Consider the following 26,754-nt stretch of genomic DNA (forward strand, 5'->3'; position numbering starts at 1 on the left):
GGCCGCCCCGCCCCGGAGCGCTGGTTGCCCGAGCGACTCCGAGTGCGTGCTCGGCTCCGGCCTCGAAGGTCGCTAGGGTGCGACACCGATTTCCCGCGCGCACACGGAGCAACACATGAAAGCGGTCCGGTTTTCGAAGTTCGGGCACCCGTTGAAGGTGGTGGAGGTGGTGGAGGAGCCCGACGCGGAGCTGAAGTCGGGCGAGGTCCGGCTCGAAGTTTTGGCCAGCCCCATCAATCCCTCGGACGTGCTCACCCTCTCCGGCCAGTACGGCTCGCTGCCCAAGCTGCCGGCGATACCGGGCAACGAGGGCGTGGGCCGCGTGGTGGAGGTGAAGGACTCGTCGGCGGTGAAGGTGGGAGACGTCGTCTTCCTGCCGCTGGGCTCTGGGACGTGGCGCACCCACCTGGTCGCCCCCGCCGAGGGGCTGATGCCGGTGCCCAAGGGCACGGACGTGAAGCAGGCGTCCATGCTGTTCGTCAACCCGCCCACCGCGGACATCATGCTGCGCGAGTTCGTCACCCTGCAGCCCGGAGACTGGGTGCTCCAGAACGCGGCCAACTCCGCGGTGGGCCGCTACCTCATCACCCTGGCGAAGCAGGCCGGCTACAAGACGCTCAACGTCGTGCGCCGCGAGGAGCTGGCGCCGGAGCTGCTCGCGCTGGGCGCGGACGTCGTGCTCACGGACACGGACGACCTGAAGGAGCGCGTGCGCGAGGCGACGGGCGGCGCGAAGGTGCGGCTGGCCATCGACGGCGTGGGTGGCGACTCCACGCGGCGGCTCGGCGACTCGCTCGCCACCGGCGGCACGGTGGTCAACTACGGCGTCATGAGCGGCAAGGGCCCCAAGCTGTCGGCGGAGGCCACCATCTTCAAGGACGTCACCCTGCGCGGCTTCTGGCTGGTGCTGTGGCTGAAGCGCGCCCAGCGCGAGCACCAGCGCGACACCTACGCCCGGCTGTCGAAGCTGCTGGCGGACGGCACGCTGAAGACGGCGGTGGAGGGCACCTTCTCGCTGGATGCCATCCAGGACGCCCTGGCGCGCGCCATGGAAGGCGGACGCGGCGGCAAGGTGCTGCTCACGCCCAACGGTCCCGTCTGACTCCCACTCGCAGCCCCGAAAGGAACACGACGATGAAACGCGTGGAAGGCAAGGTGGCACTCATCACGGGCGCGGCGGGCGGCCTGGGCAGCGCGTCCGCGCGGATGCTGGCGCGCGAGGGCGCGAAGGTCGTGGTGACGGACCGCAAGAGCCAGGAAGCGCTCGGGCGTGAAGTGGCCGCGTCCCTGGGCGAGGGCCAGGGCCTGTTCCTCCCGCTCGACGTCACGCGCGAGGAGGACTGGGTCCAGGCCATCGACACGACGCTGGAGAAGTTCGGCCGGCTGGACGTGCTCGTCAACAACGCGGGCCTGGGCATCCCCAAGGACGTGGAGCACATCTCCCTGGAGGAGTGGAGGCTGGTGCACGCGGTCAACCTGGACGGCACGTTCCTGGGCTGCAAGCACGGCATCCGCGCCATGCGAAAGTGTGGCGCCAAGGGCTCCATCATCAACATCTCCTCGCTGGCGGGCCTCATCGGCGTGCCCACGCTGCCCGCCTACGGCAGCGCCAAGGGCGCCGTGCGCATGTTCACCAAGTCGGTGGCGCTGCACTGCGCGCAGCAGGGCTACGGCATCCGCTGCAACTCCATCCACCCCACCTTCGTGGAGACGACCATGGTGAAGGCGCTGATGGACGCCAGCGGCGTGCCGGACAAGATGCGCGAGGGGATGCGGCGCAGCATCCCCCTGGGCCACCTGGGCGAGCCGGACGACATCGCCCACGCCGTCGTGTACCTCGCGTCGGACGAGTCGAAGCTGATGACGGGCTCCGAGTTCGTCCTCGACGGCGGCTCGTCCGCGCAGTAGCCCCGGCTTCAAGCTTCAAGCCGGGTGACTGGCGGCGCTCAGGTCCAGGGCGCCGTCAGCATCTGCGCGAAGCGCACGCTCAGCTCCGGGCGCCGCATCATCGCCTGTATCCAGGCCTGCGCCTCCGTGCTCCAGTCGGCAATCGACAGGCCGCGCGCTTCGAAGACCGCCAGCGCGTTGCTCGACACGCTCATCGCCTTGAGAACCCGCGCGTACTCCAGCAACGTGCCCAGCGTCGCCCCGGGGAGGATGACCTCCGTGTCCAGCTCCTGCGCGTCCACCTGGGGGCGGGCCTGGAACCACCGCTCCAGGGACACGGGCGGTCCCATTTGAGCCACCGCGTTCATCAGCCGCACGCGGTGCGCCTCCTGCTCCTCGCGCACCCGGTCCGCCTCGCGCTGGGCGGCCTCGGCCTCGCGCTGGGCCAGCTCGATTTGCCGCTGCTGGTCCCTGCGTCGGGACTCCTCCACGCGCCGCCGCAGCTCGTCCTGGCGCCGTGACTCCTCGTCGTCCCGCTGGCGCTGGAGGTACTCGCCCATCATCTTCACGTCGACGTGGATGTCCTCCAGCAGGTCGCGGTGGTAGCTGGACTCGGCCTCCTGGACGGGTGCCTCGCGGATGCGCCGCTCGAAGTCCGGGAGCCACGCCAGGAAGCGCTCCACGTCGGGGATGAGGAAGTCGTTCCCCTGGCGCAGCGCATGGTTGAGCGGCGAGGACGCGTGGAACACCGCATGCGAGGTGGAGCGCGGCCACGCCGCCACCCGAGCCTCCGCCGCCCTCCAGACGAAGGGCAGGCGCTCGGCCAGCGTCCGGGCGGGGACGTCGTCCAACAACCACGCCACCAGCTTCGGGAGCTGGAGCTGCGAGTCCACGCGCCACCACGTCTCGAAGGTGACGAGGGGGTCCGGCTCCGCCGCGAGCTGACGCTCCCACAGCTCCTGTCGCCAGGGCGTGAAGGCGGCCAGCAGCTCCGCGCGCTCGTCTGGGTAGCGCTGGAAGCGCAGCCACACGGCGTCGATGAGCTCCTCGCGTCCGGAGATGCCGCTCCAGGAGCGCACCGCCTTCGCGAAGGGAGCCAGCACCGCCGCGCGTGAGGGCTTCTCCCACGCCGCCATCAGCAGCCGCGCCGAGCGGCCTCTTCCCAGCTCCGGCGTCAGGCGGTCCAGCCGCCCTGGCAGCGACACCAGCAAGTCCAACAGCGGCTCCGCGCAGGCCGCATCGCGCGCCCACGAGTGAACCAGCGTCAGCTCCTCCACGTCGCCCAGCGCGAGCAAGGTCGTGAAGCCGCTCGCTCGCACCAGCTCCACGCGCTCGGCGGAAGGGGCGAGCCGGAGCGCCCGCACGGCGGCGTCATGGAAGGCGCGCGCGGCCGGCGTGGCCCGGGCCTCGCGTTCATCGGTAGCCCACTCCAACCACCGCATCACGTTGCGCGCGGGCCACGTGCCCAGGATGTCACGGGCCCACGTCTCCCAGCGGGCATGGACTTCTGGAGACAGGCGCTCGAAGGGAGTGTCGCGGGCCCAGGACTGCACCGCGTCCGCGAGCGTGTCCGGCTCCCGCGCGGCGACGGCGAGCACCGCGTCCAGCGCCTCCAGCGTGGGCGGTGAGGGCAGCCGCCGCAGCACGTCCCGGACGAAGTCCGCGTCTCCCGTCTCGCCGAGGCTCGCGAGCAGCGCCGACGAGCCCAGCGCCGCCAGCGTGCCCCGCGCCTCCGTCACCACGTCTCCGTCCTCCGAATCCAGCGCCGCGAGCAGCCCCGGCTCGTCGCGGAGCACGAGCGCGCACTCGAAGCGGAGGTCCTCATCCCGGGAGCGCAGCCCCTCACGCAGCGCGAAAAGCAGGTCCACCTCCGGCGGCTTTCCGGTGGCTCGCACCCAGGCCACCGCGGCCCACGCGGCCTGCTCCGGGAAGGCCGCGAAGGCGGCACGCGCGTGACGCTCGACGAGCTCGCGCTGCTGCCGCTGCAACCGCGTGCGGCTCCACACCCGCCAGCGCGTCAGGGCGAGCGCGGCCTCCATCGCCGCGCGCCCCTCTTCATACAGACAGGACAGGACGGTGGAGAACATGTCCCGCGTGTCTTGTCGCAGGTGCACCTTGGCGAGCGCCGCGAGCTGGCGGACCTCGGAGCCCGGACCGTGCCGGAACATCACCGTCAGCATGTCCTCGCCGTCCTCCGGGGAGGACTCGGGCACCGGGGGCTGGGTCCACGGGAGCAGCTCCGCCCAGCGGTCCTCGGCCTCCTCGACGAAGCCCGGGAGCAGCAGGCAGGGCTCGCATCGGCGCACGTCCGCGATGACGCGCAGCACGTCCGCCCACCGCGCGGCGTACTGGGACTCCAACTGCCACGACAGGGCGGGCGCCAGCGCCTCCAGCCGCCCCACCAGCGCGAAGCGGTCCACGCCCGCGTGGAGCAGCATGCGCGCGGCGCCGTAGTGCTCGGGCGGCACCGGGCCGCACGCGCAGCTCGGACAGCGGACGCCGGGTGTATTGAAGCGGGTGCAGCCTGGACACCGCACCCGCGTGCCACGCAGGGCACCGTTCTCCCACGGAAGGGCCATGCCCCCTGTCTACAACGTCCCGGCGCCGCTGTACTCCCGGACGGCGCCAGGACGCGCCTGGCTCAGGGAGGACACCCTCCCACGGGCGCGATGGGCAGCGCATACACGTACCGGACGCCGCTGTTGTCCTGCGCCGTGAAGAAGACATTCTGACCGGAGCGCGTGAAGCTCCTCGGGAAGGAGTCGAGCGGACCGGGTGCGATTTCCGTCAGGGACACCGTGGTGATGCGCACCCCGTTGCTCACCCAGGGCTCCGCGCCCCGGTTGCGAATCGCCGCGCTGAAGAAGAACAGGTTGTCGACGGTGGTCAGCACGTCCGGGAACGAGCTCCCCGCTCCGGCCTCCAGGTCGCCGAACAGACGCGTCTTCGCCGCCGTGCTGTCGCTGTCCCAGGGCTCCACGCCATGGACGCCATCGTCCGCGGCGAAGAAGAGCTGGTTGCCCAGCACCGTGAAGTGGTCGGGATTCGAGCCCATGGGCCCCGGGAGGATGTCCTCCACCAGCACCGTCCCCGAAGCCGTGCCATCACTGCGCCACAGCTCCATGTCGTCGCTGTCCATCCCCATGGCCGCGCTGAAGAGCAACCTCCCTCCCACGCCCGCCATCTCCCCCACCATCCCGAACTGACGCAGCATCACCGGAGGCGCCCCCCCGTCCGTCACCATCAGCATCGCTCCACCCGAGTGCGACACGCCCACGGCGAAGAACAGCTTGCTGCCCACGGCCACCAACGGGAGCTGGAAGCCATGGTCGCTCGACATCCGGAACACCTCGTCGGCGCCTGGCCCCCCGTCCGAGCGAAGCAGTATCGTGATGACGCCGCGATACGACGCGAGGAAGTAGAGCGAGCCGTCTCCCCCCAGGGTGAACCGATGGGGCGAGGAGTCCTCGATGCCCGGCTCGAAGTCCTCCACCATGAAGGTCCCGGCGGCGGAGCCATCGCTGCGCCACAGCTCCCGTCCATGCGTCGGGTCCCCCGCGGCGAAGTAGAGCAGTCCGTTGAACGCGAACAGCTCATTCGGGAACGAGCCCACCGCGCCGGGCCAGATGTCCTTCACGCGGCGGGTGCCACCGACCGTTCCATCGGTCACGAACAGCTCGCGCCCGGCCACCGGGTCATCGGCGGCGAAGAACACCCGGCTCCCCACGGTCGTGAACCAGGTCGGGTGCGAGCCCACCGCTCCAGGGATGATCTCCTTCAGCAGCCGGGTGCCCGCCCCCGGAGCGCCGCTGCTCACCCACGGCTCGCTGCCTCGCACCCCGTCGTCCACGCTGAACACCATGCCTCCCGCGCTGGGCGCCATGGGCGTCACGAGCTCCGCGGGCGGCGCGAACGGAGACTCCTCCAACAGGGAGACCCCCAGCGACACGGCGGTCCTCGTACAGATTTCCCAGGGACCCGCGAGCAGCGATGAGCCCGCCTGCACCGGCTCCGGCGACCCCGAAGACGACGAGCAACTCGCCAGCAAACACACCACCACCAGGAAACAGCACCTGTACCTCATCGGGACTTCTCCTCATCCGCTCGAGTCGACAGCCATCACTCGCGCGGGCCCGAGACTGAAGACACTTCGCGACGCGCGACAACGACCCTCCAGTGGCAGCGTCTCGTCGGGCAATCGTCAGCGAACGGGACTCGGGAACAGCTCGACGTTGTCGGCCTCGCCCCTACGTTCTGGCCCGCGCCTGGACAACCCCGCGTTCGGAGTCTCCCCTTCCATGACGAACCGCTGTGTCACGCTTTCGCCGCGCGTCAGCGCGCTCTGGCTGCTCGGGCTCGTGGTGTGTGCCTCGTCGGCCCGCGCCCAGCCGGCCCCCGCTCAGGTCGGCCGATGGGCCAGTGTCATGAACTGGCCCATCTCCGCCACCCACACCAGCCTGCTCCCCGATGGCAAGGTGATGTTCTACGGCGAGTTCGAGGAGGGGGCCCTGCCGCCCCGACGCTGGGACCCCGCCACCAATGTGCTCACCGAGTATCCCTATGCGGGCTACAACATCTTCTGCTCCGGCCACTCCTTCCTCTCGAATGGCAAGCTGCTCGTCACCGGAGGACACATCGCCAGCCACGTGGGCCTCCCCCACGCGAGCATCTTCGACTACCTCAGCAACACCTGGACGCAGATGCCGGACATGAACGGTCCGCGCTGGTACCCCACCAACACCACGCTCAACAACGGTGACATCGTGGTCACCTCTGGAGAGATGAATGGGGCCAACGACATCAACCTCATTCCCCAGCGCTTCATCGCGGGGACGAACACCTGGCGGACGCTGACCAACGCGTCGATGGACATCCCCTACTACCCGAAGATGTTCCTCGCCCCCAACGGGCAGCTCTTCTACGCCGGCTCCTTGCGCGGCTCGCTCTGGCTGGACCCCACCAGCAATGGCGCCTGGAGAACCGGGCCCGTGAGCAACTACGGCACCCGCAGCTACGGGCCCGCCGTCTACCTGGACGGCAAGGTGCTCCTCATCGGCGGAGGACAGCCCCCCACCTCCACCGTGGAGCAGATTGACCTCAACGCGGCCAACCCCACCTGGCAATACATGGCCCCGATGAGCATCCGCCGTCGGCAGCACAACGCCGTCATTCTGCCGGACGGCACCGTGCTCGTCCTGGGAGGCAGCAGCGGCCCGGACTTCGACTCGTCCGACTTCCCCGTCTATTACGCCGAGCTCTACAACCCCGCCACCAACACCTGGACCTCGCTCGCGAGCAACGTGCGCTACCGGGGCTATCACTCCACCGGGGTGCTCCTGCCGGATGGACGCGTGTTGTCGGCGGGAGGCAACATGGAGCGCACCGCCGAGGTCTACTCACCGCCCTACCTCTTCAAGGGCGCGCGCCCCGTCGTCACCGCGGCCCCGACGACGGCCCAGCCGGCGAGCACCATCACCATCACCACACCCGACGCGGCCAGCACCACCCGCGTGTCCCTCATCGCGCTCAACGCGACGACGCACACGTTCGACCAGAACCAGCGGTTGCTCACGCTGTCCTTCACGCGCGACGCGGGAAGCATCACCGCCACCATGCCCGCCAATCGCAACCTCGCGCCGCCGGGCTACTACCAGCTCTTCATCGTGAACAGCGCGGGCGTGCCTTCCAGTGGCCGGAGGCTGCGCATTCCCCCGCCCTGATTCGTGGAAGAATGCACACCGCATGAAGAGCGACTGCCCCGTCTGCACACAACCTGCTCCCACGCTGCGCGTCATCGACCTGCGCGGTGTCTCCGTCGACACCTGCACCCGCTGTCACGGCCACTGGCTGGACGCGGGTGAATTGGAGCGGCTGGCACCGGGCTGGAAGACGGAGGCCCTCCGGGCGGCCCTGCCGACGGCGACCCGGCGCTGCCGTCACTCGCGGCACCATGTCCCGGCGACGCATGAGCAGTGCGGGCTGTGCGGCGCTCCCGCGGCGCGCTGTCCGTCCTGCGCGAAGTTCCTCTCCCAGGTGCGCACGGAGGTGTGCTCGGTCGACCTGTGTGGGAGCTGCCATGGCCTCTGGCTGGACGCGAACGAGCTCAAGGCGTTGATCGACTGGCACCAGCGCTCCCAGCGTCCGCTCGCGGTGGGCGCGGCGGTGGTGGGTACGGCTGCCGCGGCGGCGGTGGCGGTGGCGGCGCTGTCCCAGGTGACGGCGGGCAGCCCCGAGCGCTCCCGGGCCGCCGAGGTCCTGACGACCTCCCTGGAGCGGGCGGGCGACGCGGCGGACGTGGTGGAGGTCGGCGAGATGCTGGGCGTCACGGTGGAGGCGGCCAGCGAGGGACTGGGCTCCGCCGCCGAGGCGGCCGTGGAGGGGGCGAACCTGGTGGGAGAAGCGATGGGTGGGTTGTTGGAGGTGGTGGCGGGGTTGTTCCATTGACCCACCTTCACACCGCGCCTGAATCCCCTATGCTCGTGACAGTCCCGTGAGACCCGCCGGATTGTGACGGGGGGAGTGCCGAATGATGAGCCAAGTGAGCACGAAGAGCATTCCGCCGGATGACCGTCGTCTGTTTCCCCGTCTTCAGGCGCCGCTGTACGCGCGCCCGGCGCGTCTGAAATTCGGCGACAAGCGGCAGGTGCTGGACGCGAGCCTGGGCGGCGTCCGCATCTACTCCGACGAACAGTACGCGGAGGGCACCCAGCTCGAGGTGGACCTGTTTCTGGGAGACGGCTCCACGCTGGAATGTCGCGCGCGCGTGGCATGGCTGCGCAAGCTCCCCAAGGACGGCGTGGCCGTCTACGAAGTAGGCCTCGCGTTCACGGACGTCACCCCGGAGACGCTGGAGCGCCTCAAGTCGGTGCTCGTCGTCGAAGAGGACTGAAGGCCCCCGGAGCTTCCCTCGTCGCACGGCGCTGGAAGGCTCAGGGCCGTCCGGCGAGTTCGTCCCAGAGGGCGCGCAGCTCCTGCTCCAACCCGGGCACGGAGGAGGCACGCAGGCTGCCTCCGCCGCGAAAGAGGGAGAGCCCCTCGAAGAAGGCCACCAGCAGGGCCGCGCGTCGCTCCCGTCGAGCGGGCGTGAGGTCGGGAGACAGCTCTCGCAGCAGCGCCACCACGCCCTCGCGATAGCCGGCGTAGAAGACCCCCAGCGCCTCCGCCACCATGGCGTCGCGAGCGGCCAGCGCCCACAGCTCCGCGAAGAGCTGGAAGTGGCGGGGGGACTCCTGGTCCTCCAGCAAGGCGTCCAGTGCGTGTCGCAGCCGCTTCGCCGGCTCCTGTCCTCCGCCGTCCATGCGCTCGCGCACGCGACGGATGGCGGTCTCCAGGTAGCGCGCGAGCAGCGCGCGCACCACGTCCTGCTTGGTGGGGAAGTAATACTGGAGATTGCCCAGGCTCAGGCCCGCGCGTTGGGCCACGCCGCGCAGGCTCAGCCCCGCGTAGCCGTCCTCCACCAGCACGTCCATGGCCGCGTCCAGGATGCGCTCCACGCGCTCATGGCCCTTGGCGTGGACGGCGGTGCCCGCTCGCGGCTTCGCGGAGGGGAGCTTCCCGGGAGACTTGCTCGCGCGTGGGGACATCAGGCCGCCTTCCTCGTCGGCACCTCGGAGGACGCTACCTCATCGAGCCGCACGGTGACGCCACAGGCGCGCAGCGTGGCCAGCAGCTCCTCGGGCCGGGGCTCGTGCTCGGGGAACCACACGCCGGCGGACGGAGGCGGCGCGCCATCCATCCCCAACAGCCGCTCGACGCCGAGCAGCGCGCCCACGGCCGTGAGGTGCGCCTGGCCCTTCGGGTCCACCACCTCGATGCGGGTGCGGCCGTGCGCTCCTTCCAGGTCGGCCACCCACGCGGCCTCGCCTCCGGTGCCGTGGGTCGCCAGCAGCGCGCGGCGCAGCGGCGTCAGCCGGGGATGCTGGAGCAGGCGGAGGATTCCGAGCCGCTGGAGCACCACGAGAGACCACGTCGCCGAGCCCGAGTCGAACCCCAGCCGCGTCGCCACGCCGCGCGCGCCCAGCACCATGGGCAGCGTCGCCTGCTCGGGAGTGTCGAGCCGGAACACCCGCGTGCTCCGTCCGTCCGAGAACGTCACGCGCCGCCCGTCCGTCAGCGGCAGCACCTGGCGCTCCCGTCCCTGCTCCGTCACGTCATAGGACAGCCCCAGCCGGTCCATGTACTCCAGGGAGTCCGGCCCCGCCTCGTCCGCGAGCGCGAAGCGGATGCCCACGTCCACGTGCTCCAGCCGTCCCAGGCGCCGCGCGGCCATGGCCACCAGCCGAGGCACCAGCCCCGCCATCCACGCCGAGCCCAGCATCACCGGCCCGCGCGGAGGCGTGCCCGACAGCCGCAGCACCGCGGCCCTCACCCGCGACGTCCATCGGGTGATGTCCAGCACGGGGACGCCGTCGCGCGCCGCCGACATCAGCAGATGGTCCTCCGGGTCATTGACCAACGACACCACGGCCCGAGGCTTCGCACCGAGCACCGCCAGCGGTGACGGGGCCCGGATATCCAACGCCACGCCCTCGGCGTTCCCGAGCTCGGCGGCCAGCTCGCGCGCGGGCTCCAGCCTCCGGCCAGCGATGACGAGCGGCAGCCCGGGATGGCGCTCCCTCAACAAGCGGGCGAGCCGGACGCCCACCACGCCGTAGCCCCCCACCAGCACGACACTTCCCTCGGACACCATGACGACTCCCACACGGGTGGACACGGGACGTCCGTGCCTCGACGAGGACAATATAGGTCACATGACCTAATTTTCACGACAATCGCCCGGGACGCCCTGGTGGGAGCGAGGGGCTCATTCCCGTCAGAGGCGCGCGCGTGGGCAACTCGCCACGGGCCGGGCGTTGTGCTCCAGCGGCGTTTGGCCCAGGCTGACCGCGTGAGCCTGGCCCCGCTGTCCCCCCTCCACGAGACACCCCGCCGCGCGGGCTTCGCCCACCTCGCCTTCGAGCGCGCAGGTCCCCGCACCGTGGTGCGCACCGCGCTCGCGCACAGCCCGTTGCGCCTGCTCACCCCGCGCAACCACGGCCACGCAGCGTGGGCCTACACCAGCTCCTTCGGCGGCGGCCTCGTGGACGGGGACCACCTCTCGCTCCAGGTGGACGTGGCGCCCGGCGCCGCCGCGTGGGTGTCCTCCCAGGGCGCCAATCGCGTCTACCGCTCGCCCTCCGGCTGTCGCAGCGATGTGTCGGCCCGCGTGGGCGAGGACGCGCTGCTCGCCTGGGTGCCGGACCCCACCGCGTGTTTCACCGGCGCGCGCTACAGCCAGACCCTCGCCTTCCAGCTCGCGCCAGGTGCGTCGCTCGTCCTCGCGGACCTCATCACCTCCGGACGCAGCGCCAGCGGCGAGCGCTGGGCCTTCTCGCACTACGCCTCCACCCTGCGCGTCCACGTGGGCGAGCGCGCCCTCGTCGACGAGCGCTGGCTGCTGGACCCCACGCACGGCACGCTCCCCGAACGCCTGGGACGCTTCGAGGCCATGGCCACCCTCCTCCTCGTCGGCCCCGCGCTGGCCACCGTGCGCGAGGCGCTGCACGCCCGCATCACCGCGCTGCCCGTCACCTCGCGCGCCTTGCTCATCCCCTCCTCCAGCCCGCTGGGCACCCAGGGACTGCTGGTCCGCGCCGCCGCCATGTCCGTGGAGGAGCTGGTGCGCACCACCCGGGACTGGCTCTCCTTCCTCCCCGCGCTGCTCGGCGACGACCCCTGGGCCCGCCGCGTCTGAACCTCCTCCCTGGCGACGACCGACCCGTTGCACTAGTGTTGACGCGTCAAGTCATGGCGCCCTCGGGCACCCGGGAGTTGGTCTCGTGCACCTGTCCCCTCGCGACGTCGACAAGCTGTTGCTGCATCAGGCGGGCTTCCTGGCCCAGAAGCGGCTCGCCCGAGGGGTGAGGCTGAGCTACCCGGAAGCCGTCGCCCTCATCGCCACGCAGTTGCTGGAGTTCATCCGTGACGGCCGGAGCGTGGCCGAGCTGATGGACCTGGGGCGGCGCTTCCTGGGACGCGCGCAGGTGATGGAGGGCGTGCCGGAGATGCTCGCGGAGGTGCAGGTGGAGGGCACCTTCCCGGACGGCTCCAAGCTGGTGACGGTGCACCACCCGGTGGTGGCCGAGCATGGCGACTTGGAGCTGGCGCTGTACGGCAGCTTCCTTCCGGTGCCCTCGCTGGAGCGCTTCAGCGCGCCGGTGTCCACGGGGGACGGAGTGCCCGGTGAAGTACGCGTGAAGCCCGGCGACATCGAGCTCAACGCGGGCCGCGACACCCTCTCCCTCACCGTGACGCACCTGGGAGACCGCCCCATCCAGGTGGGCAGCCACTACCCCTTCTTCGAGACGAACCGCGCGCTCGCCTTCGACCGCGAGAAGGCCTACGGCCGACGCCTGGACATCCCCGCGGGCACGGCCGTCCGCTTCGAGCCGGGTGAGCGCAAGACGGTGCAGTTGGTGGCCATCGCGGGCGAGCAGGTGGTGCGCGGCGGCAACGCGTTGGGCAGCGGCAAGGTGTCCGCCGAGAACCTCGCACGCGGAATGGAAGCGGTCCGTGCGCGAGGCTTCGGCCATGAGGGGGAGCGCGAATGAGTCGGAAGATGGACCGGCGCCACTACGCGGACATGTTCGGGCCCACCACCGGAGACCAGGTGCGGCTGGGCGACACGGGGCTGTGGGCCGAGGTGGAGCGCGACGCCACCGTCTACGGTGACGAGTGCAAGTTCGGCGGAGGCAAGGTGCTGCGAGAGGGCATGGGCCAGCGCGCGGGGGCTGGCGACGCGGACGCGCTGGACGTCGTCCTCACCAACGCGCTCATCCTCGACTGGACGGGCATCTACAAGGCGGACATCGGCATCAAGGCGGGCCGCATCGTCGGCATCGGCAAGGCGGGCAACCCGGACATCATGGCCGGGGTGACGCCGGGCATGGTGGTGGGCGTCACCACGGAGGCCATCTCCGCGGAGGGGCACCTCGTCACCGCGGGCGGGTTGGACACGCACATCCATTTCATCTGCCCGCAGCAGGCGGACGAGGCGCTCGCCAGCGGCATCACCACCTGGGTGGGCGGAGGCACCGGCCCCGCGACGGGCACGAAAGCCACGACGTGCACGCCGGGCATCTGGAACCTCCAGCGGATGCTCCAGGCCACGGACACGATTCCGCTCAACATCGGCCTCACGGGCAAGGGCAACACGTCCATGCCGGAGGGCCTGGTGGACCAGATTCGCGCGGGCGCCATCGGCCTGAAGCTGCACGAGGACTGGGGCACCACGCCGGCCGCCATCGACACGTGCCTCACCGTGGCCGAGGACGAGGACGTCCAGGTCACCATCCACACGGACACGCTCAACGAGTCGGGCTACGTGGATGACTCGCTCGCGGCCATCAAGGGCCGCACCATCCACACGTACCACTCCGAGGGCGCGGGCGGTGGCCACGCGCCGGACATCATCCGCGTGTGCGGCGTGGACAACGTGCTGCCCTCGTCCACCAACCCCACGCGGCCGTACACGGTGAACACGCTGGACGAGCACCTCGACATGCTCATGGTCTGCCATCACCTGGACCGTGAGATTCCCGAGGACGTGGCCTTCGCCGAGAGCCGCATCCGGGGCGAGACGATTGCGGCCGAGGACATCCTTCATGACCTGGGCGCCATCAGCATCATGTCCTCGGACAGCCAGGCCATGGGGCGCGTGGGCGAGGTCATCTGTCGCACGTGGCAGACGGCGCACAAGATGCGCGAGCAGCGCGGGCGGCTGAGCCAGGAGACGGGCGACAACGACAACCTGCGCATCCGGCGCTACGTCGCGAAGTACACCATCAACCCGGCCATCGCCCATGGGCTGTCCCACGAGGTGGGCTCGGTGGAGGTGGGGAAGCTGGCGGACCTGGTGCTGTGGCGGCCGGCCTTCTTCGGCATCCGTCCGGAGCTGGTCATCAAGGGCGGCTTCATCGCCTGGGGACAGATGGGTGACGCCAACGCCTCCATTCCCACGCCGCAGCCGTACCTGATGCGGCCCATGTTCGGAGCGCGGGGACGCGCGCTCGGGGCCACCAGCGTGGTGTTCGTCTCGCCGCGCGCGCTCGCGGAGGGGACGACGCGCGAGCTCGGTTTGACGAAGCGGGTGGTCGCGGTGAAGCGGTGTCGAGGGTTGAGCAAGCGGGACATGCGGCTCAACGACGCGCTGCCGGTCATCACGGTGGACCCGGAGACGTACGAGGTGCGGGCGGACGGAGAGCTGTTGCGGTGTGAGGCCGCGGTGAAGCTGCCGCTGGCGCAGCGCTACTCGCTGTTCTGACCGGGAGCCGCGCGCCATGGGCTCGTCCTGGAAGGTGCTTCAGCTGGCGGACTCGGGGTTTCCCACGGGGGGCTTCGCGCACTCGGGGGGACTGGAGGCGGCGGTGCAGGCGGGCGAGGTGCGCGGCGCGCCGGAGCTGCGCCGCTTCGCGCGGGAGCTGCTGTGGCAGGCGGGGTATGGAGCGCTGCCGCTGTTGAGCGCGGCGCATCGCGAGCCGTCGCGACTGCCGGAGCTGGACGCGCGCGCGGAGGCGTTCCTCACCAGCCACGTGGCGCACCGGGCGAGCCGCACGCAGGGCCGCGCGTTCCTGGACACGTGCGCGCGCATCTTCCCGGGGCCGGTGGGCCCACTGCGCGAGTCAGCGCGGGCGGCGGGGCTGGGCTTCCACCACGCGCCGGTGTTCGGCGCGGTGTTGAACGTGTTGGAGGTGGAGCTGGCGGAGGCGCAGCGGCTGCATCTGTCATTGACGCTGAGAGGCACGCTGTCGGCGGCGGTGCGGTTGGGCATCATCGGCACGCACGAGTCGCACCAGCTCCAGCATCAGGCGGCGACGTTGTTGGACACGGTGTGGGAGCGCTGCGCGGGGCTGGGGTTGGAGGAGCTGGCGCAGCCGTCTCCGTTGTTGGACTTGCTGGGTTCCACGCACGACCGGCTCTATTCGAGACTCTTCCTGTCCTGAGGTGAAGCGCACATGCACGACGATGACCACCGCGGCCATGGCCATGACGACGAGCACGACCACACGCATGAGGAGTGGGACCATCCGGGCCACTTCGAGGAGCGGGAGGAGCCGAAGAAGCGCGACTACCAGTCGAGGGCCTTCACCATCGGCATCGGCGGGCCGGTGGGCAGCGGGAAGACGGCGCTGGTGCTGGCGCTGTGCCGCAGGCTGCGCGAGCGCTACCGGCTGGGCGTGGTGACGAACGACATCTTCACCAAGGAGGACGCGGAGTTCCTGGTCCGCAACCACGCGCTGTCGCCGGAGCGAATCAAGGCGGTGGAGACGGGAGGGTGCCCACACGCGGCGATTCGCGAGGACATCAGCCACAACCTGCTGGCGCTGGAGCAGTTGATGGAGGAGCTGACGCCGGAGCTGCTGATTGTGGAGAGCGGCGGCGACAACCTGGCGGCGCAGTACAGCCGGGAGCTGGCGGACTACACGGTGTATGTCATTGACGTGGCGGGAGGGGACAAGGTGCCACGCAAGGGCGGGCCGGGAATCACGCAGTCGGACCTGCTCATCATCAACAAGACGGACCTGGCGCCGCACGTGGGCGCGGACCTGGGAGTGATGGAGCGCGACGCGAAGAAGATGCGAGGCAGCGGGCCCTTCGTCTTCACCCAGGTCACCAAGGACGTGGGCCTGGACGAGGTCGTCGAACACCTGCTCACCGCGTGGAAGCAGCGCACCGGGGCCCGCGCGTCCTGACCCGGCGGTTCATGATGCTGTGAGGGCGCTCGATGGAGCGTCCGACGAAGTGAACTCGCATCAAGAGGCTCCGCATGTCACCACGAGGGTTGCTTCCCCTGCTGCTCTTGATGGTGGTCGGCTGCGGAGGTGCGAGCAGAACCGTGCGCCTGGAGACAGTCTCGGGCGAGCCCATCACCTTCACCCCACGCCCCCATGACGTTGCGGTCGTGGAACTGGATGAGGACGACTTCACGAAGGCAATCGCGAGTCTGGGTCGGGATGTGCGCAGGTCCGCACAACCTGGGTCGGCTGCTCGTCGGCTGTTGGGGCCCCCCTCGCATGAGGCTTACGCGAACGTGCGTGGACGCTTGGGCCTCGTGTCTATCGGCGACCACCCCAGCGAGGCCTGGAGGCCAGAAGCAGACTCAGTGCTGACGCGGGCTTATGGTCGCTGGTGCGAGCAGACGCAGCACGCCCGAGACTGCCTTCGGCTGCTGGAGGATGGCCCCACGCTCGACGAAGAGGCCAGACGCACCGTCGCTCTTCATTTCGCCCTCGGCTCGGTCCTGCGGGAGACCCAAGAAGCGCTGGCTGAGATGGCGGACCCCATCGCTGTGCGGAACACGATTATTACCGCCATGAGCGTGTATCTCGGCCTCTGGTTGCTACCCGAGCCCGTGAGCAAAGGCGTGGCCGCCACCCTGACAGCATGTCTCATCGCATACTTGGGCATCGATACCGTCTGGAGCCTGATTGCAGGCTGGCAGCGCCTCGCGGAAGACGTCGGGCACGCCACGACCTTCGACGAACTGCGCGCAGCCGGCGAAAGCTACGGCCAGGTCCTCGGCGAGAATTCGGCACGTGTATTCATCATGCTCGCGACGGCTGCCGTGGGAAGCACAGCGGGGCTGGCAACCAAGACACCAGGACTTCCGGGCTCCGTCCAGGCCATGCGACTGGCCGAGGTCCAGGGCGGTTTCCGCTTCGCGGCGCTCGCGGAGGTCGGCGCGGTGGCTATTCCCGCCGAGGGCGCAATCACCATCGCGCTCGCACCTGGCGCACTGGCAATGTCAGCCCGCGAAACGAGCGCCACCAGCATTGCTCCGGTCGACACAGAGGGCCCCTGGCATCACATTGCTTCCGACAAGTTCGGCACGTCCACCAACAACGGAGGCCCTTGGACGCCCAGGTATCAAGAAGTCTTCGACCGGGCGGGCATGTCGCTCGACGACGCGGCGAACCTGGTCCGAGTCCCCGGCCACAAGGGGCCTCATCCAAGGCAGTACCATGAAGAGGTCTACGAGCGACTGGACGAGGCCACCTCGACCTGCAAGAGCATCGAGCGCTGCCGAGAAGCGCTGACCAGGATTCTCGGGATGTTGGCTCGCGAGGTCGCGAAGACGGGGACACGACTCAACCGGTGGGTCACCCGAACTGAATGACGGAAGATTGACTTCATGCCGAAGCGGTTCTTCAAACTGACTGATGACGTGTACCTCGCCGGCCGGTGGGAACTGGGGCACCCGCTCGACCAGGAGGGCCAGAAGATTGAGGACCCATGGCGGTTCAGGAGCGGGCATCCGACTGAATCCACTGAGCGCATCCAGATTCCCGTCAAGCACCCAGGCAAGCCGCTCGATTACTCACACGCGGCATTCAGCCTCCCCGTCATCCATGCGAAGGCGGCACCCCTCTTCACCGCATTGGCACCCGACGACGTGCAGCTTTTTCCCGTGGAACTCGACTCCCCGGAACAACACTTCATCCTCAACGCCACTCGCTTGGTGAAGTGCATCGACGATACGGCGAGCGAAGAGGTGCGGTACTGGACTCCGGAGGATGGGTTGCCCGAGAAGGTGGGCACATACGCCTCGGTAGCCGGGATGCGCATCGACCCGATACAGGTGGGAAGCGCCAAGGTCTTCCGCACCTGGGGTTGGACGGTGGCCCTGGTTGTCTCCGAAGAAATCAAAGAGGCCATGGAGCGAGCGGGTATCACCGGCGCGAAGTTCACGGACGTGACGGGACCCGCGCGGTAGCCACCGTCTCCGTCGGGGCCGCCGCGAACCCTTCTCACGGTCCGAGGGGGCATGGCCCACATCAGTTGCCTTCCACCGTCCAGAGCCTGGGAGGCACTGTCGATGCGACTCAAATCACGGTGTCGCCATCCACCTGGAGAATCAGCGGATCTTTCTCACGGGCCGCGGGGTCATAGGCCACATCCAACACCGTGCCGGCTGTCAGCTGGCCGATGCGCTCACGCCCTTCCACGAAACGCACCTGCTCCAGGAGCCAGTCCTTGCCCGGCTCCCCTTCGTGCATCAGGAGCGACATTTTGAGGGTCGCCTCCTCCTGCGGGAACATGGACCCGGTGTCGACTTCGCGCAACGTGGCCTTCACCCGTCGGCCATGGGTGAGGATCCAGTTCCGCCTGTGGCGCTGCTTCCGGACCGCCTTGATGGCCAGTGCCCCCACATAGATGACCAGCAGATTGATGACGGCCCAAAGCCACGGATGGGGATGATCAAACATGGCGCCCCCTTCGAACAATGCGCCCAGGATATTCCCACCCAGGCCGTCAACACCACCAGGACACCGCGCCGCGCGCGGTTACTCGGCCCGCAACGCGACCAGTGGGGAGACCCTCGTCGCCCGTCGTGCCGGCAGATAGCAGGCCAGGAGCGCACAGAATGTCAGCAGCAACGACACCCCCACGAAGGTCCACGGGTCCGTCGCGGTGATGCCGTACAGCCAGCGCTCCAGCACCTGCGTGAGCACGAGCGAGCCCACCAGACCCAGCGCCACGCCCACGCAGGTGCGACGAATCCCCTGCCGCAACACCAACCACAGCACATCCGAGGCCTGCGCACCCAGCGCCGCCCTCACGCCGAACTCGTGCGTGCGCTGCGCCACGGTGTACGCCATCACGCCGCCCAGTCCGAGCAGCGTCAGCACCAGCGCCACCGCCGCGAACGCGCCCAGCAGCAACGTCACGAAGCGCTGCGGCACCAGGGCCTCCTCGATGAAGCCCTCCACCGTCCGCGCTCCCGCCAGTGGCACCCCGGCGTCCAGCGCGCGCACCTCCGCGCGGACCGTGGCCAGGAGCGATAGCGGCTCGCTCGACGTCCGCAGGAACACCGTCAGCGCGTTGAGTGGGAACTGGGCATGAGGGACATACACCTCGGGCTCCGGCGGTGCGCCGAGCCCCTGGTGCCTCACGTCCCGCACCACGCCGACAATCTCCTTCGGCGCCTCGCCGCCCCACCCCAGCTTCAGCCGACGCCCCAGCGGGGCCTGTCCGTCCAGGTATCGCCGCACGAAGGCTTCATTCACCATCACCACGGAGGGGCTCGTCCGGTCATCGCCCACCGCGAAGTCCCGACCCGCGACACGGCCGATGCCCAGGGTGCGGAAGTAGTCGAGCCCCACGAAGCGCAGCCGCGCCTCGTCCTTGCGCACGGGAGCCCCTTCCACCTGCACGCTGGTGCCGTTGTTCATCCCGCTCAACGGGAGCCCCTCGGCGGTGCTCACGGAGAGCACGCCGGGCATCCCGCGCAGCCGGTCCACCAACCGCGCATAGAAGCCCGTCACGCTCGCCGAGCGCATCGGATAGCGGGACACGGGCAGGTCCAGGCTCACCGCCAGCACCCCGCGCGTCTCGAACCCCGGGTCCACGTGCGTGAGCCTCACCAGGCTGTTCACCAACAGGGCCGCGCCCACGAGCAGCACCAGCGCGAGCGCCGTCTGCGCCACCACCAGCGCACCGCGCAATCGCATCGCCGAGCGTCCACCCGTGGTTCCCCGAGCCGCGTCCTTGAGCGCCTCGCGAAGCCCCGGCTCCGTGCCACTCAGCGCGGGCACCAGCCCACACGCGAGCGCCGTGAGCAGTGAGAGCAACACCGCGAACCCCAGGGCGACGGCGTCCACGCGCACCTCGTCGAGCCGAGGCACCTCCGCCGGAGCGAACGCCTGAATCACATCCACGCCCCACACGGCGAGCAGCAGGCCCAGCGCGCCGCCCAGGGAGGACAGCACCAGGCTCTCCGTCAGCATCCACTGCACCACGCGCGCGCGGCTCGCTCCCAACGCGAGTCTCACCGCCACCTCACGCCGTCGCACCGTGGCACGGGCCAGCAGCAGATTCGCCACGTTGACGCAGCCGATGAGCAGCACACAGGCCACCGCGCCGAACAGCAGCAACAGCACCGGCCGGACGGGGCCGACCAGTCGCTCCAGCCCGGAGACGACCTCGACTCCGGTGAACGTGCCGCTGTCCGGATGGGCCCTCTCCAGCTCCTTCGCGAGCGCGCTCAGCTCCTGCCGCGCGGTCTCCACGGAGACGCCCCGCTTCAGCCGGCCCAGGGCCGCGTCGTAGCGCATGTAGCCACGGCTGGACGGAATGGTACCGCCGTACACGCTGGGCTCCGCGTCCACCGCCACGCTCACCCACAGGTCCGCGGGCTCGTGCAGCAGCGGGAAGCTGAAGCCCTCGGGCAACACACCGACGATGGTGAACGACAGGTCATCCAGTCGCACCACGCGCCCCAACACGCCCGAATCCCCCGCGCCCGCGCCAGGGAAGTGCTTGCGCCAGAACGCATGGCTCAACACCACCGGCCGTGCCCCCTCGGGCCCACCGCCGGGTCGGTCCTCCTCGGGGAGGAAGGTGCGCCCCAACAGGGGCGACGTGCCCAGCAATGGGAACAGGTCCGAGGAGGCGATGACACCGGTGACGCGCGTGGCCTCACCGTCACCGCTCAGCGTGAAGCGGGTGGACGTGTAGACAGCGAGCCGCTCGAAGGACGTGCTGCCCGAGCGCCAGTCGAGCAGGTTCGGATACGCGACTCCGCCCAGCTCACCCGGCTTCGCCTGCTGCACGACGACCAGTCGCTCCGGCTCGGAGTACGGCAGCGGGTTGAGCAGCACGGCGTGGAGCACGGAGAAGAGACTCACGTTCGCGCCGATGCCCAGCGCGAGCACCGCCACCGCCACCAGCGTGAAGCCAGGAGCGCGCCTCAGCCCGCGCGCGGCATACCGAAGGTCCTGCCAGACTGCCGTCATGCCGCGCGCTCCGTTCCGGGGATGCCGCTCCCCGGAATGGAATAAGCGTGCCACGGAGCGCCCCCCGCCTGGCGCTCCAGCGGGCTCCTGGGCGCACCACTTATGGGACAAGCCAATCCCACCCGTGGAACACGAAGTGGGGCCTGCCAGCGCCTCACTCGCGCTTCGTGGTGCATGACGGACGGGGAGACGACGCCAAGGGCTCGCGCGGACCTCGCCGAAGCGTTGGGATGCGACCACTTCAGGTGAAGACTCCGGGGAGGACGGGTACCCACGACAGGAGAAATGGGCCATATCCGTCTTCGCGACCCCCCCTGAGACGACATCCTCCATGACCCTCCTTCATCTCGCGCGATGTGCCCTGCTCGGAACGCTGCTCTTGCTCACGGCCTGTGGCGACGAGGAGGACCCGTCGCCCGGTGACCCTGTCGACGCGGGTGTCCAGGGGCGCGACGCGGGAACAGATGCGGGGACCGATGGCGGGACGGATGCCGGGGCCGATGCTGGGCCTCCCATCGAGGTGCCCTCGATTCCCGCGCAGACGGTGACGCTGGGCGGGCAGTCCTACGTCGCCTATCAGCGCGCCGGGGACACGTTCCGCATCGTCTGTCAGGCGCCCTGCCCCATCGAGGAGTCGTACATCTTCGCTCGCTACGCGGGCTTCCGCGCGGTGAAGGACGACCTGCTGTCACTCACGGGGGTCGACGTGGCGCCGAAGATGATGCCGGTGGACATCCACCTCGCCTCGGACAGCGTGTGCGGGAGTCCGGGCAACCTCGCGGGCGCGTCGTTCATGAACTCCACACCGGAAGGTCCAGGGCCCGGGTCGAACGTCTGCCTGTGGGAGTTGGAGGCATCGCGAGCACAGCCGCCCAACGTCCCGCGTCCCCTGACGGTGGAGAACGCGCTGGCCCGCGCGAACCAGGTGCTGGTGGCACACGAGTACGCGCACGTCGTGTTCTTCCTGCGCCATGAGTTCTCTCACGAGTGGTTCGTGCGCGCGGTCTCCTACCGCGTCAGCGGAGACGCCCAGAGCCTGTGTGATGCGACGAACGAGCTGTTCGCACCCACGGCCTGGAACCTGTGCCAGCAGCACGGGCTCGACTATCCGCAGCTCGCGGAGAGCGTGCGGCGAATCGACACGTTGTGGTCCAGAGGCGATGGGACGGAGGTCCTCTACCGGGGCGTTCCCCTCGCCACGTCCATGTACCAGTATCACCGCCTCCTGGACGGGCTCGCGGGCGAGGACACCTTCACGGGGCTGACGATGGCGGGAGAGCTGCGCCCGAACCAATGCGGTGACGTGGCGAGCTTCACCCCTGCCGGCGGCACTATCTCCATGTATGGAGGGCGAGTGCACTGGGAGCTTCCAGCGGGGGCCGTGGCCGAGGGTTTTCATGTCGGGCCTGGAAGCTGGCGCTCGGGAATGGTGGTGCCGACCGGGTGGGAATCGTTCGCCGGGACGCACAACTACTCCTTCACGTTCGGGGAAGAACCGCTCTTGAAGCAGGCTCGACTGACGGTGCGTTACGACCCAAGCCTCATGCCCACGGGCGCGTCCGAGTCCTCCCTCACGCTCTACTGGAAGCCCGCGGCGAGCATCGCGCAGGAGGTTCCGGGAGCGCAGGTGGACACGGCGGCGAACACCGTGAGCGGCACCGTGTCGCGGTTGGGGCGCTACATCGTCGCGCCGCGCTGAGTGCAGGTAGACGTGAAGTCCGGGTGCTACGCTGCCGGGCATCATGTCCTCGACCACGACGGGCTTCTGGGGCCCGAGCACTTCCACGGTGGATTGGTGCGAGACGAACTACCAGCACCTGTTCCACGTCGGAGAGCTGTTCAACTCGGCGTCCAGTCTCATCCTGGTCCTCACGGGGGTGCTGGGCGTCGTGTTGCACCGCCGGGTGTTGGAGCGGCGGTTCCTCCTCGCCTTCGCGTTGCTCGCGCTGGTGGGCGTGGGCAGCACGGCGTTCCACATGACGCTGCGCCGCGAGCACCAGATGCTGGACGAGTTGCCGATGCTCTATCTGGCCATCGTCATCGTCTACATCCTGCTGGAGGACCGGCCCCAACGACGGTTCGGGAGCTGGTTTCCGTGGGCGTTGTTCGGGCACGCGGTGCTGGTGACGTACCTGACGGCGTTCACCCGGGGCGCGGTGCAGTTCTTCCTCTTCCAGGTGAGCTTCGCGTCGCTGGAGTTCTTCGCGCTCGGGCGGACGTACTTCCTGCAGCGGCGCAGTCCGGACATGGCCACGAAGCGACTGTTCCAGCTCGGCATCGGGGCCTATGCGCTCGCGATTGTGTTGTGGGTGAGTGACATCCATTTCTGCCCCACGCTCAACGAGACGCTTCCCGCACGAGGCATCCCCAACCCCCAATTCCATGCATGGTGGCACGTGCTCGTGGCCTTCGGGTTCAACGCGCTCCTGCTCGTGATTGCGCGGGAGCGGTTGAGGACGCTGGGAAAGGAGTCCCAGCTTCGGGCCGTGCTCGGCGTGATTCCGCGAGTCCTGTTGCCTTCACGGCTCAGGGAGCAGGTGGCACCACCCTCGTCACGGGACGGAGCGAATCCCACCTGACGACAGGAGCGAGCCTACTCGTTCAGCCAATAGAGCTTGTCGCCACCCGACAGCGCTCGCTCCAGAAACTCACGGAAGGATGCGGCAATCGGCCGGCACCTGAGTGGATACGATTCGTGCCACCCATCCAGGAGTGGGTATCCGCCGTCACGAGGAGCGCTGACGTCGAGCAGGGCATAGTCCCCGTCCTGGACATCCACGAGCGCCCACCAGCCAGCAGGACCCGCCGAGTCCTCGTCTCTTCCCCGAATCGCGATGCGTGCACGTCGAATCTCCGCGAGCGAGAGGATGCTGTAGCGCGCATCCGGCAACGGGTCGAAGAGCTCGGCACCATCACAGTGTTGATAGAAGGCGCGAAGTTCATCATCCAGGCGCCAGCCCACCCGTTCCTCGAAAGCGGCGATCTCCGCCCGCGCCGCGGGTGCATGCGGATGATGGACACGGGAGACTTCGGCGAGGAGTTCTTCCATCGTCATGGTCAGTCCACGTACGGCTTCACTGAGCCGATGGAGAGCCATCGCGGGTCCCTGGCATAGCATGCAGGGTACGCGTCGTTGACGACCTTGTGCACCTCTTCGGGGAGGGGCAGCACGTTCGACTGCGCCGTGGGATGTCCGCCATGGAGCAGGTCGTGGATGTGGTGCCCCGGCCAGTTCCGGCCAGCGGTCTGTGGCCACTCGCCCAGTTCTTCTGCCCAGGTGCGCCGGAAGGTCTTCCGCACGTTGTCCCACTGGCGGCGAATCTCCTCCGCATTGCTGACCGTCGGGTAGTCACAGCAGCAGTGCGTCACTGCGAGGCGAGTGCCCCCCTCGGCAGGCAAGCCCAGGAAGCGCCCCGTCCAATCCCCCTTGATGTCCGCCAACCAGATACAGCCGAGCAGCGCGTGCCCGGCCGTGGCACATCATTGCTCACACCGCGCCATCCACTGCGCGTTGCATTGCCAGGGGCCGTAATAGATGGCCGTTCGCACCGAACCACCATCAGGCGTCGGCATCGATGGACCTATCCATTTCGCCGTGGCTGGTGTGGCACCAGTGGAGCTGATCGTGGCTGAGCCGCAACCTGAAATGACGAGCAGCAGGAGGGGGCTGCTCGCGCGAGACAAGGACCCGAGGGAGACTGACATAGGGCGAAATAGCCTCAGCGAATTCGAGAAGAACATCGGGGAGACGCGCCTCGCGCGAGGTCGCGGTGGCACGCACCGCACCACGACTCCGCACCTCATCCCTCGTGACTACTTCTTCTTCGGAGCCGGAGGCGCGGGAGCCGGCGCGGGCTTCGCGGGCTCTTGCGTCTGGATGCGCTTCACCACCTCATCCATGATGTCGTTCGGAATCGGAATGGACAGGTTGTACTGGGCAATCTTCCAGGTGGCGCCGTCCTTCACCAACACACCACTGCCCCTGCTGGGCCCCAGGTTGGGCGTGTCCAGCGCCTCGTCGAACCACGCCACCGCGCCGTCCTTCGACACGAAGATGTGGCGGGAGACCGCCTTGAAGCTCCACGCCTTGCCCCTGGAGAAGTACGGCTTCGCCCAGGCGCGGAACTCGTCGCGCGTCCACCGCTCCGTGGCGTCCGTGCCCATGTAGACGGCGTCCGGCGTGAAGTACCCGAAGTAGCGCGCCTCGTCCGCGTCGGCGGCGGCCTTGTGCCAGTCGTCCAACACGGTGGTGATGGCGGCCTTCGGGTCCGAGGAGGCTCCCGTCACGGGAGCGGCGGCGAGCACGAACAACAACAGGGAGACAGTGGACACGCGGGGCAACCTCGTCGAAGAGAAGTTCGCGATATGAAGCGGCACGGCCCACCCCCGGGTCAAGACTCCGGGCGGGCCAGAAAGGCGTGAGTCGCGTGGTCCTCGAGAGCTTCCAGGTCGGTGAGGGGGATGTGCCCACGGTGCTGCTGCACGGCTTCCTCGGCTCGGGGCGCAACCTGCGCTCCCTGGCGCTGGCGTGGAGCGCCGCGGACCCTCGGCGCCGCTTCCTCCTTCCCGACCTCACCGGCCACGGCACCTCGCCCGTCCCTCCCCCGAGCGCCGACCTCTACACCGTCGCTCGCGACGTGCTGGACACCGCCCGCGCCCAGGGCTTCAACGGCGCCCTCGACTGGGTGGGCCACTCGCTCGGCGGTCGCGTCTCGCTCGCCGCCAGCCTCCACGTCCCCGAGGCCGTCTCCCGCGTGTCGCTGCTCGATATCGCCCCCGGCCCCGTGCCCTACGACTTGTCCGACAGCGGCATGGTGCTGGGCATCCTCCTCCAGGCCCCGCCCCAAGCGAAGGACCGCAGGGAGATGCGCGCGACGCTCACCAGCAAGGGACTGTCCGACGGACTCGCGGACTGGCTGGTGATGAATCTGATGACGGACGGCGACGGCGTGCGCTGGCGCTTCGACCGGCAGGCCCTCGCGGAGCTGCACTCGCGCGTGAATGGCACGGACCTGTGGACCGCGGTGGAGCGCACGGGCCGTCCACCCATGCGGTGCATCCGAGGAGGCCGCTCGCGCTACGTCTCCGACGAGGAGGCCGCCCGCCTGGAGGCCGCCGGTTGCCCGGTGACGACGCTCCCCGGTGCGGGACACTTCGTCCATGTGGACGCCGCGAAGGAGCTGCTGGAGTGGCTGCTGCGCGACTGAGGCCCGCGCGTCAGATGCGCACACCCATGAACAGGCCGGGCCACATGCGCGTACCCGAGGGCCCGCGTCCCGTCTGCCACTGGGGCATCCACGTCATCCCCTTGTCGGGGTTGTCCTCCGGCGGCGTATAGGCATTGAGCGACACGCCGCCGAAGAGCGCGAAGCGACGCTTCAGCTCCCAGCCCACGCTGCCGCGCAGGCGATAGAGGTTGTTCTTCGTGCCTTCACCGAAGAGCTTGGGCTGCCAGCCGCCGAGGGAGAGGTCCACGTCCGCGTAGTAGCGGTCCGCGTCGCCGAAGGGCAGGTGCACGCCCACGCCCAGCGACGTGACGGTGCGCCAGGAGTCGTCTCCCTCCAGCCCCTTCATGCCGATGCTCGCGAGCACGTGCACCGTGCGGCTGCCGTACTTCACGCCGACGGACAGCGGTGTCACTTCGTCCGTCCAGATTTCGAAGGCGATGCGCCCCTTGCGCACCAGGCTGAGCAGGCCGATGGGCACCGACACGTCATCGGCGATGTTGATGAGCCCGAGCTGCACCCCGCTCACATTGCCCGCGACGTTGATGAGGCCCACCTGCGCGCCCGTCACGCTGCCCGCCAGATTGAAGACACCAATCTGCGCGCCCGTGAGGTTCTCCACCATGTTGACGCCGCCGACGAGCTGGAGCCCATGCATGTCCGCGTCCGAGCGATTGCCCACCGCGGCGAGCTGGAACCCGGAGAAGGAGCGCTCCGAGTAGTTGATGATGCCCCCGAGCTGCACGCCCGTCGCCCCACCGAAGGCGAGGTTGCCACCCGCCGCGAGCTGGAGTCCCAACGCCTCGCCGCCCGTGACGTTGGCGATGCCCGCCAGTTGCACGCCCTCCATCGTCCCTGTCTCTTATACA

General features: G+C 69.2%; 25 protein-coding genes. 15 read left to right on the forward strand and 10 right to left on the reverse strand.

Translation table 11 applies throughout. The features are described 5' to 3' along the window. The first annotated feature begins 115 nt into the window (after positions 1 to 115). Positions 116 to 1,102, forward strand: coding sequence for a zinc-dependent alcohol dehydrogenase family protein (locus HUW62_RS11565; RefSeq protein WP_163862990.1), 987 nt, complete (start codon positions 116 to 118; stop codon positions 1,100 to 1,102). Positions 1,103 to 1,134: 32 nt separating this feature from the next. Then, positions 1,135 to 1,908, forward strand: a complete 774-nt coding sequence (locus tag HUW62_RS11570) for a glucose 1-dehydrogenase (protein ID WP_163862992.1) — start codon at positions 1,135 to 1,137, stop codon at positions 1,906 to 1,908. Between the two features lie 38 nt (positions 1,909 to 1,946). Here HUW62_RS11570 and HUW62_RS11575 read toward each other — a convergent pair whose 3' ends face one another. Further along, positions 1,947 to 4,466, reverse strand: a complete 2,520-nt coding sequence (locus tag HUW62_RS11575; RefSeq protein WP_176434449.1) for a hypothetical protein — start codon at positions 4,464 to 4,466, stop codon at positions 1,947 to 1,949. 62 nt (positions 4,467 to 4,528) lie between these two features. Continuing rightward, complete coding sequence (locus HUW62_RS11580) at positions 4,529 to 5,971, reverse strand: ELWxxDGT repeat protein (protein WP_163862996.1); 1,443 nt, start codon at positions 5,969 to 5,971, stop codon at positions 4,529 to 4,531. A gap of 214 nt (positions 5,972 to 6,185) precedes the next feature. Between HUW62_RS11580 and HUW62_RS11585 the strand changes: the two genes are divergently transcribed. From HUW62_RS11585 to HUW62_RS11595, 3 genes are all read left to right on the forward strand, one after another. Next, a complete protein-coding gene (locus HUW62_RS11585; RefSeq protein WP_163862999.1) occupies positions 6,186 to 7,607 on the forward strand; it encodes a galactose oxidase-like domain-containing protein in 1,422 nt (473 codons plus the stop codon). A 22-nt stretch (positions 7,608 to 7,629) separates the two neighbouring features. Next, positions 7,630 to 8,331 (forward strand): zf-TFIIB domain-containing protein, encoded by a 702-nt coding sequence (locus HUW62_RS11590; RefSeq protein WP_176434450.1) that lies wholly within the window; start codon positions 7,630 to 7,632, stop codon positions 8,329 to 8,331. 82 nt (positions 8,332 to 8,413) lie between these two features. Further along, positions 8,414 to 8,776, forward strand: coding sequence for a PilZ domain-containing protein (locus HUW62_RS11595; RefSeq protein WP_163863003.1), 363 nt, complete (start codon positions 8,414 to 8,416; stop codon positions 8,774 to 8,776). A gap of 40 nt (positions 8,777 to 8,816) precedes the next feature. Here the strand turns inward: HUW62_RS11595 and HUW62_RS11600 are convergent, their stop codons facing one another. Together HUW62_RS11600 and HUW62_RS11605 are read right to left on the reverse strand one after the other, a co-directional pair. Further along, positions 8,817 to 9,470, reverse strand: a complete 654-nt coding sequence (locus HUW62_RS11600; RefSeq protein WP_163863005.1) for a TetR/AcrR family transcriptional regulator — start codon at positions 9,468 to 9,470, stop codon at positions 8,817 to 8,819. After that, positions 9,470 to 10,600: a saccharopine dehydrogenase gene (locus HUW62_RS11605; RefSeq protein ID WP_240356135.1), complete on the reverse strand. Its 1,131-nt coding sequence runs from the start codon at positions 10,598 to 10,600 to the stop codon at positions 9,470 to 9,472. Before HUW62_RS11605 ends, HUW62_RS11600 begins: the two co-directional genes overlap by 1 nt. 174 nt (positions 10,601 to 10,774) lie before the next feature. On the opposite strand from HUW62_RS11605, the gene HUW62_RS11610 reads away from it, so the two are divergent. The 7 genes from HUW62_RS11610 to HUW62_RS11640 all read left to right on the forward strand — a co-directional run bounded on the left by HUW62_RS11610 (position 10,775) and on the right by HUW62_RS11640 (position 17,638). After that, positions 10,775 to 11,620 (forward strand): urease accessory protein UreD, encoded by an 846-nt coding sequence (locus HUW62_RS11610; protein ID WP_368670388.1) that lies wholly within the window; start codon positions 10,775 to 10,777, stop codon positions 11,618 to 11,620. A gap of 85 nt (positions 11,621 to 11,705) precedes the next feature. Beyond that, positions 11,706 to 12,476, forward strand: coding sequence for an urease subunit gamma (gene ureA / locus HUW62_RS11615; protein ID WP_163863011.1), 771 nt, complete (start codon positions 11,706 to 11,708; stop codon positions 12,474 to 12,476). Continuing rightward, the gene (ureC, locus tag HUW62_RS11620; protein WP_176434452.1) at positions 12,473 to 14,188 is read left to right on the forward strand and encodes an urease subunit alpha; all 1,716 of its coding nucleotides are present in this window, start codon (positions 12,473 to 12,475) and stop codon (positions 14,186 to 14,188) included. Before ureA ends, ureC begins: the two co-directional genes overlap by 4 nt. A gap of 16 nt (positions 14,189 to 14,204) precedes the next feature. After that, complete coding sequence (locus HUW62_RS11625) at positions 14,205 to 14,867, forward strand: urease accessory protein UreF (protein WP_163863015.1); 663 nt, start codon at positions 14,205 to 14,207, stop codon at positions 14,865 to 14,867. A 12-nt stretch (positions 14,868 to 14,879) separates the two neighbouring features. After that, positions 14,880 to 15,617, forward strand: a complete 738-nt coding sequence (ureG, locus tag HUW62_RS11630; RefSeq protein ID WP_163863017.1) for an urease accessory protein UreG — start codon at positions 14,880 to 14,882, stop codon at positions 15,615 to 15,617. Positions 15,618 to 16,027: 410 nt separating this feature from the next. Continuing rightward, positions 16,028 to 17,041 carry an AHH domain-containing protein gene (locus HUW62_RS11635; RefSeq protein ID WP_368670389.1) on the forward strand — a complete coding sequence of 338 codons (1,014 nt, stop codon included), beginning with the start codon at positions 16,028 to 16,030 and terminating at the stop codon, positions 17,039 to 17,041. A gap of 15 nt (positions 17,042 to 17,056) precedes the next feature. Next, the gene (locus HUW62_RS11640) at positions 17,057 to 17,638 is read left to right on the forward strand and encodes a DUF1629 domain-containing protein (RefSeq protein WP_163863021.1); all 582 of its coding nucleotides are present in this window, start codon (positions 17,057 to 17,059) and stop codon (positions 17,636 to 17,638) included. A 109-nt stretch (positions 17,639 to 17,747) separates the two neighbouring features. On the opposite strand, the gene HUW62_RS11645 is transcribed toward HUW62_RS11640, so the two are convergent. After that, a complete protein-coding gene (locus HUW62_RS11645; RefSeq protein WP_163863023.1) occupies positions 17,748 to 18,131 on the reverse strand; it encodes a hypothetical protein in 384 nt (127 codons plus the stop codon). A gap of 78 nt (positions 18,132 to 18,209) precedes the next feature. Further along, positions 18,210 to 20,660, reverse strand: a complete 2,451-nt coding sequence (locus HUW62_RS11650; RefSeq protein WP_176434454.1) for an ABC transporter permease — start codon at positions 20,658 to 20,660, stop codon at positions 18,210 to 18,212. Positions 20,661 to 20,991: 331 nt separating this feature from the next. On the opposite strand from HUW62_RS11650, the gene HUW62_RS11655 reads away from it, so the two are divergent. Together HUW62_RS11655 and HUW62_RS11660 are read left to right on the forward strand one after the other, a co-directional pair. Continuing rightward, positions 20,992 to 22,359, forward strand: coding sequence for a hypothetical protein (locus HUW62_RS11655; protein WP_176434441.1), 1,368 nt, complete (start codon positions 20,992 to 20,994; stop codon positions 22,357 to 22,359). 43 nt (positions 22,360 to 22,402) lie between these two features. Continuing rightward, positions 22,403 to 23,239 carry a ceramidase gene (locus HUW62_RS11660; protein ID WP_176434455.1) on the forward strand — a complete coding sequence of 279 codons (837 nt, stop codon included), beginning with the start codon at positions 22,403 to 22,405 and terminating at the stop codon, positions 23,237 to 23,239. Between the two features lie 14 nt (positions 23,240 to 23,253). Here the strand turns inward: HUW62_RS11660 and HUW62_RS11665 are convergent, their stop codons facing one another. The 3 genes from HUW62_RS11665 to HUW62_RS11675 all read right to left on the reverse strand — a co-directional run bounded on the left by HUW62_RS11665 (position 23,254) and on the right by HUW62_RS11675 (position 24,992). After that, a complete protein-coding gene (locus HUW62_RS11665) occupies positions 23,254 to 23,715 on the reverse strand; it encodes an SMI1/KNR4 family protein (RefSeq protein WP_176434456.1) in 462 nt (153 codons plus the stop codon). Positions 23,716 to 23,717: 2 nt separating this feature from the next. After that, the gene (locus HUW62_RS48670; RefSeq protein WP_255203379.1) at positions 23,718 to 24,101 is read right to left on the reverse strand and encodes a hypothetical protein; all 384 of its coding nucleotides are present in this window, start codon (positions 24,099 to 24,101) and stop codon (positions 23,718 to 23,720) included. Positions 24,102 to 24,473: 372 nt separating this feature from the next. Continuing rightward, positions 24,474 to 24,992, reverse strand: coding sequence for a nuclear transport factor 2 family protein (locus HUW62_RS11675; RefSeq protein ID WP_176434457.1), 519 nt, complete (start codon positions 24,990 to 24,992; stop codon positions 24,474 to 24,476). A 95-nt stretch (positions 24,993 to 25,087) separates the two neighbouring features. On the opposite strand from HUW62_RS11675, the gene HUW62_RS11680 reads away from it, so the two are divergent. Next, entirely contained in the window at positions 25,088 to 25,867 is a 780-nt protein-coding gene (locus tag HUW62_RS11680) for an alpha/beta fold hydrolase (protein ID WP_176434460.1), read from the forward strand. Positions 25,868 to 25,877: 10 nt separating this feature from the next. On the opposite strand, the gene HUW62_RS11685 is transcribed toward HUW62_RS11680, so the two are convergent. Next, entirely contained in the window at positions 25,878 to 26,735 is an 858-nt protein-coding gene (locus tag HUW62_RS11685) for a hypothetical protein (protein ID WP_176434458.1), read from the reverse strand. Positions 26,736 to 26,754: the final 19 nt, after the last annotated feature.

It is taken from the genome of Myxococcus sp. AM011 (genome assembly GCF_013372595.1).
Classification (GTDB): Bacteria; Myxococcota; Myxococcia; order Myxococcales; family Myxococcaceae; genus Myxococcus; species Myxococcus eversor.

Excerpts from the sequence above, each read along its gene's own strand:
- HUW62_RS11565 (WP_163862990.1), top strand. The coding sequence starts at position 116 with ATGAAAGCGGTCCGGTTTTCGAAGTTCGGGCACCCGTTGAAGGTGGTG.
- HUW62_RS11570 (WP_163862992.1), top strand. The coding sequence starts at position 1,135 with ATGAAACGCGTGGAAGGCAAGGTGGCACTCATCACGGGCGCGGCGGGC.
- HUW62_RS11575 (WP_176434449.1), bottom strand. The coding sequence starts at position 4,466 with ATGGCCCTTCCGTGGGAGAACGGTGCCCTGCGTGGCACGCGGGTGCGG.
- HUW62_RS11580 (WP_163862996.1), bottom strand. The coding sequence starts at position 5,971 with ATGAGGTACAGGTGCTGTTTCCTGGTGGTGGTGTGTTTGCTGGCGAGT.
- HUW62_RS11585 (WP_163862999.1), top strand. The coding sequence starts at position 6,186 with ATGACGAACCGCTGTGTCACGCTTTCGCCGCGCGTCAGCGCGCTCTGG.
- HUW62_RS11590 (WP_176434450.1), top strand. The coding sequence starts at position 7,630 with ATGAAGAGCGACTGCCCCGTCTGCACACAACCTGCTCCCACGCTGCGC.
- HUW62_RS11595 (WP_163863003.1), top strand. The coding sequence starts at position 8,414 with ATGATGAGCCAAGTGAGCACGAAGAGCATTCCGCCGGATGACCGTCGT.
- HUW62_RS11600 (WP_163863005.1), bottom strand. The coding sequence starts at position 9,470 with ATGTCCCCACGCGCGAGCAAGTCTCCCGGGAAGCTCCCCTCCGCGAAG.
- ureC (WP_176434452.1), top strand. The coding sequence starts at position 12,473 with ATGAGTCGGAAGATGGACCGGCGCCACTACGCGGACATGTTCGGGCCC.
- HUW62_RS11625 (WP_163863015.1), top strand. The coding sequence starts at position 14,205 with ATGGGCTCGTCCTGGAAGGTGCTTCAGCTGGCGGACTCGGGGTTTCCC.
- ureG (WP_163863017.1), top strand. The coding sequence starts at position 14,880 with ATGCACGACGATGACCACCGCGGCCATGGCCATGACGACGAGCACGAC.
- HUW62_RS11640 (WP_163863021.1), top strand. The coding sequence starts at position 17,057 with ATGCCGAAGCGGTTCTTCAAACTGACTGATGACGTGTACCTCGCCGGC.
- HUW62_RS11645 (WP_163863023.1), bottom strand. The coding sequence starts at position 18,131 with ATGTTTGATCATCCCCATCCGTGGCTTTGGGCCGTCATCAATCTGCTG.
- HUW62_RS11650 (WP_176434454.1), bottom strand. The coding sequence starts at position 20,660 with ATGACGGCAGTCTGGCAGGACCTTCGGTATGCCGCGCGCGGGCTGAGG.
- HUW62_RS11655 (WP_176434441.1), top strand. The coding sequence starts at position 20,992 with ATGACCCTCCTTCATCTCGCGCGATGTGCCCTGCTCGGAACGCTGCTC.
- HUW62_RS11660 (WP_176434455.1), top strand. The coding sequence starts at position 22,403 with ATGTCCTCGACCACGACGGGCTTCTGGGGCCCGAGCACTTCCACGGTG.
- HUW62_RS11665 (WP_176434456.1), bottom strand. The coding sequence starts at position 23,715 with ATGACGATGGAAGAACTCCTCGCCGAAGTCTCCCGTGTCCATCATCCG.
- HUW62_RS11685 (WP_176434458.1), bottom strand. The coding sequence starts at position 26,735 with ATGGAGGGCGTGCAACTGGCGGGCATCGCCAACGTCACGGGCGGCGAG.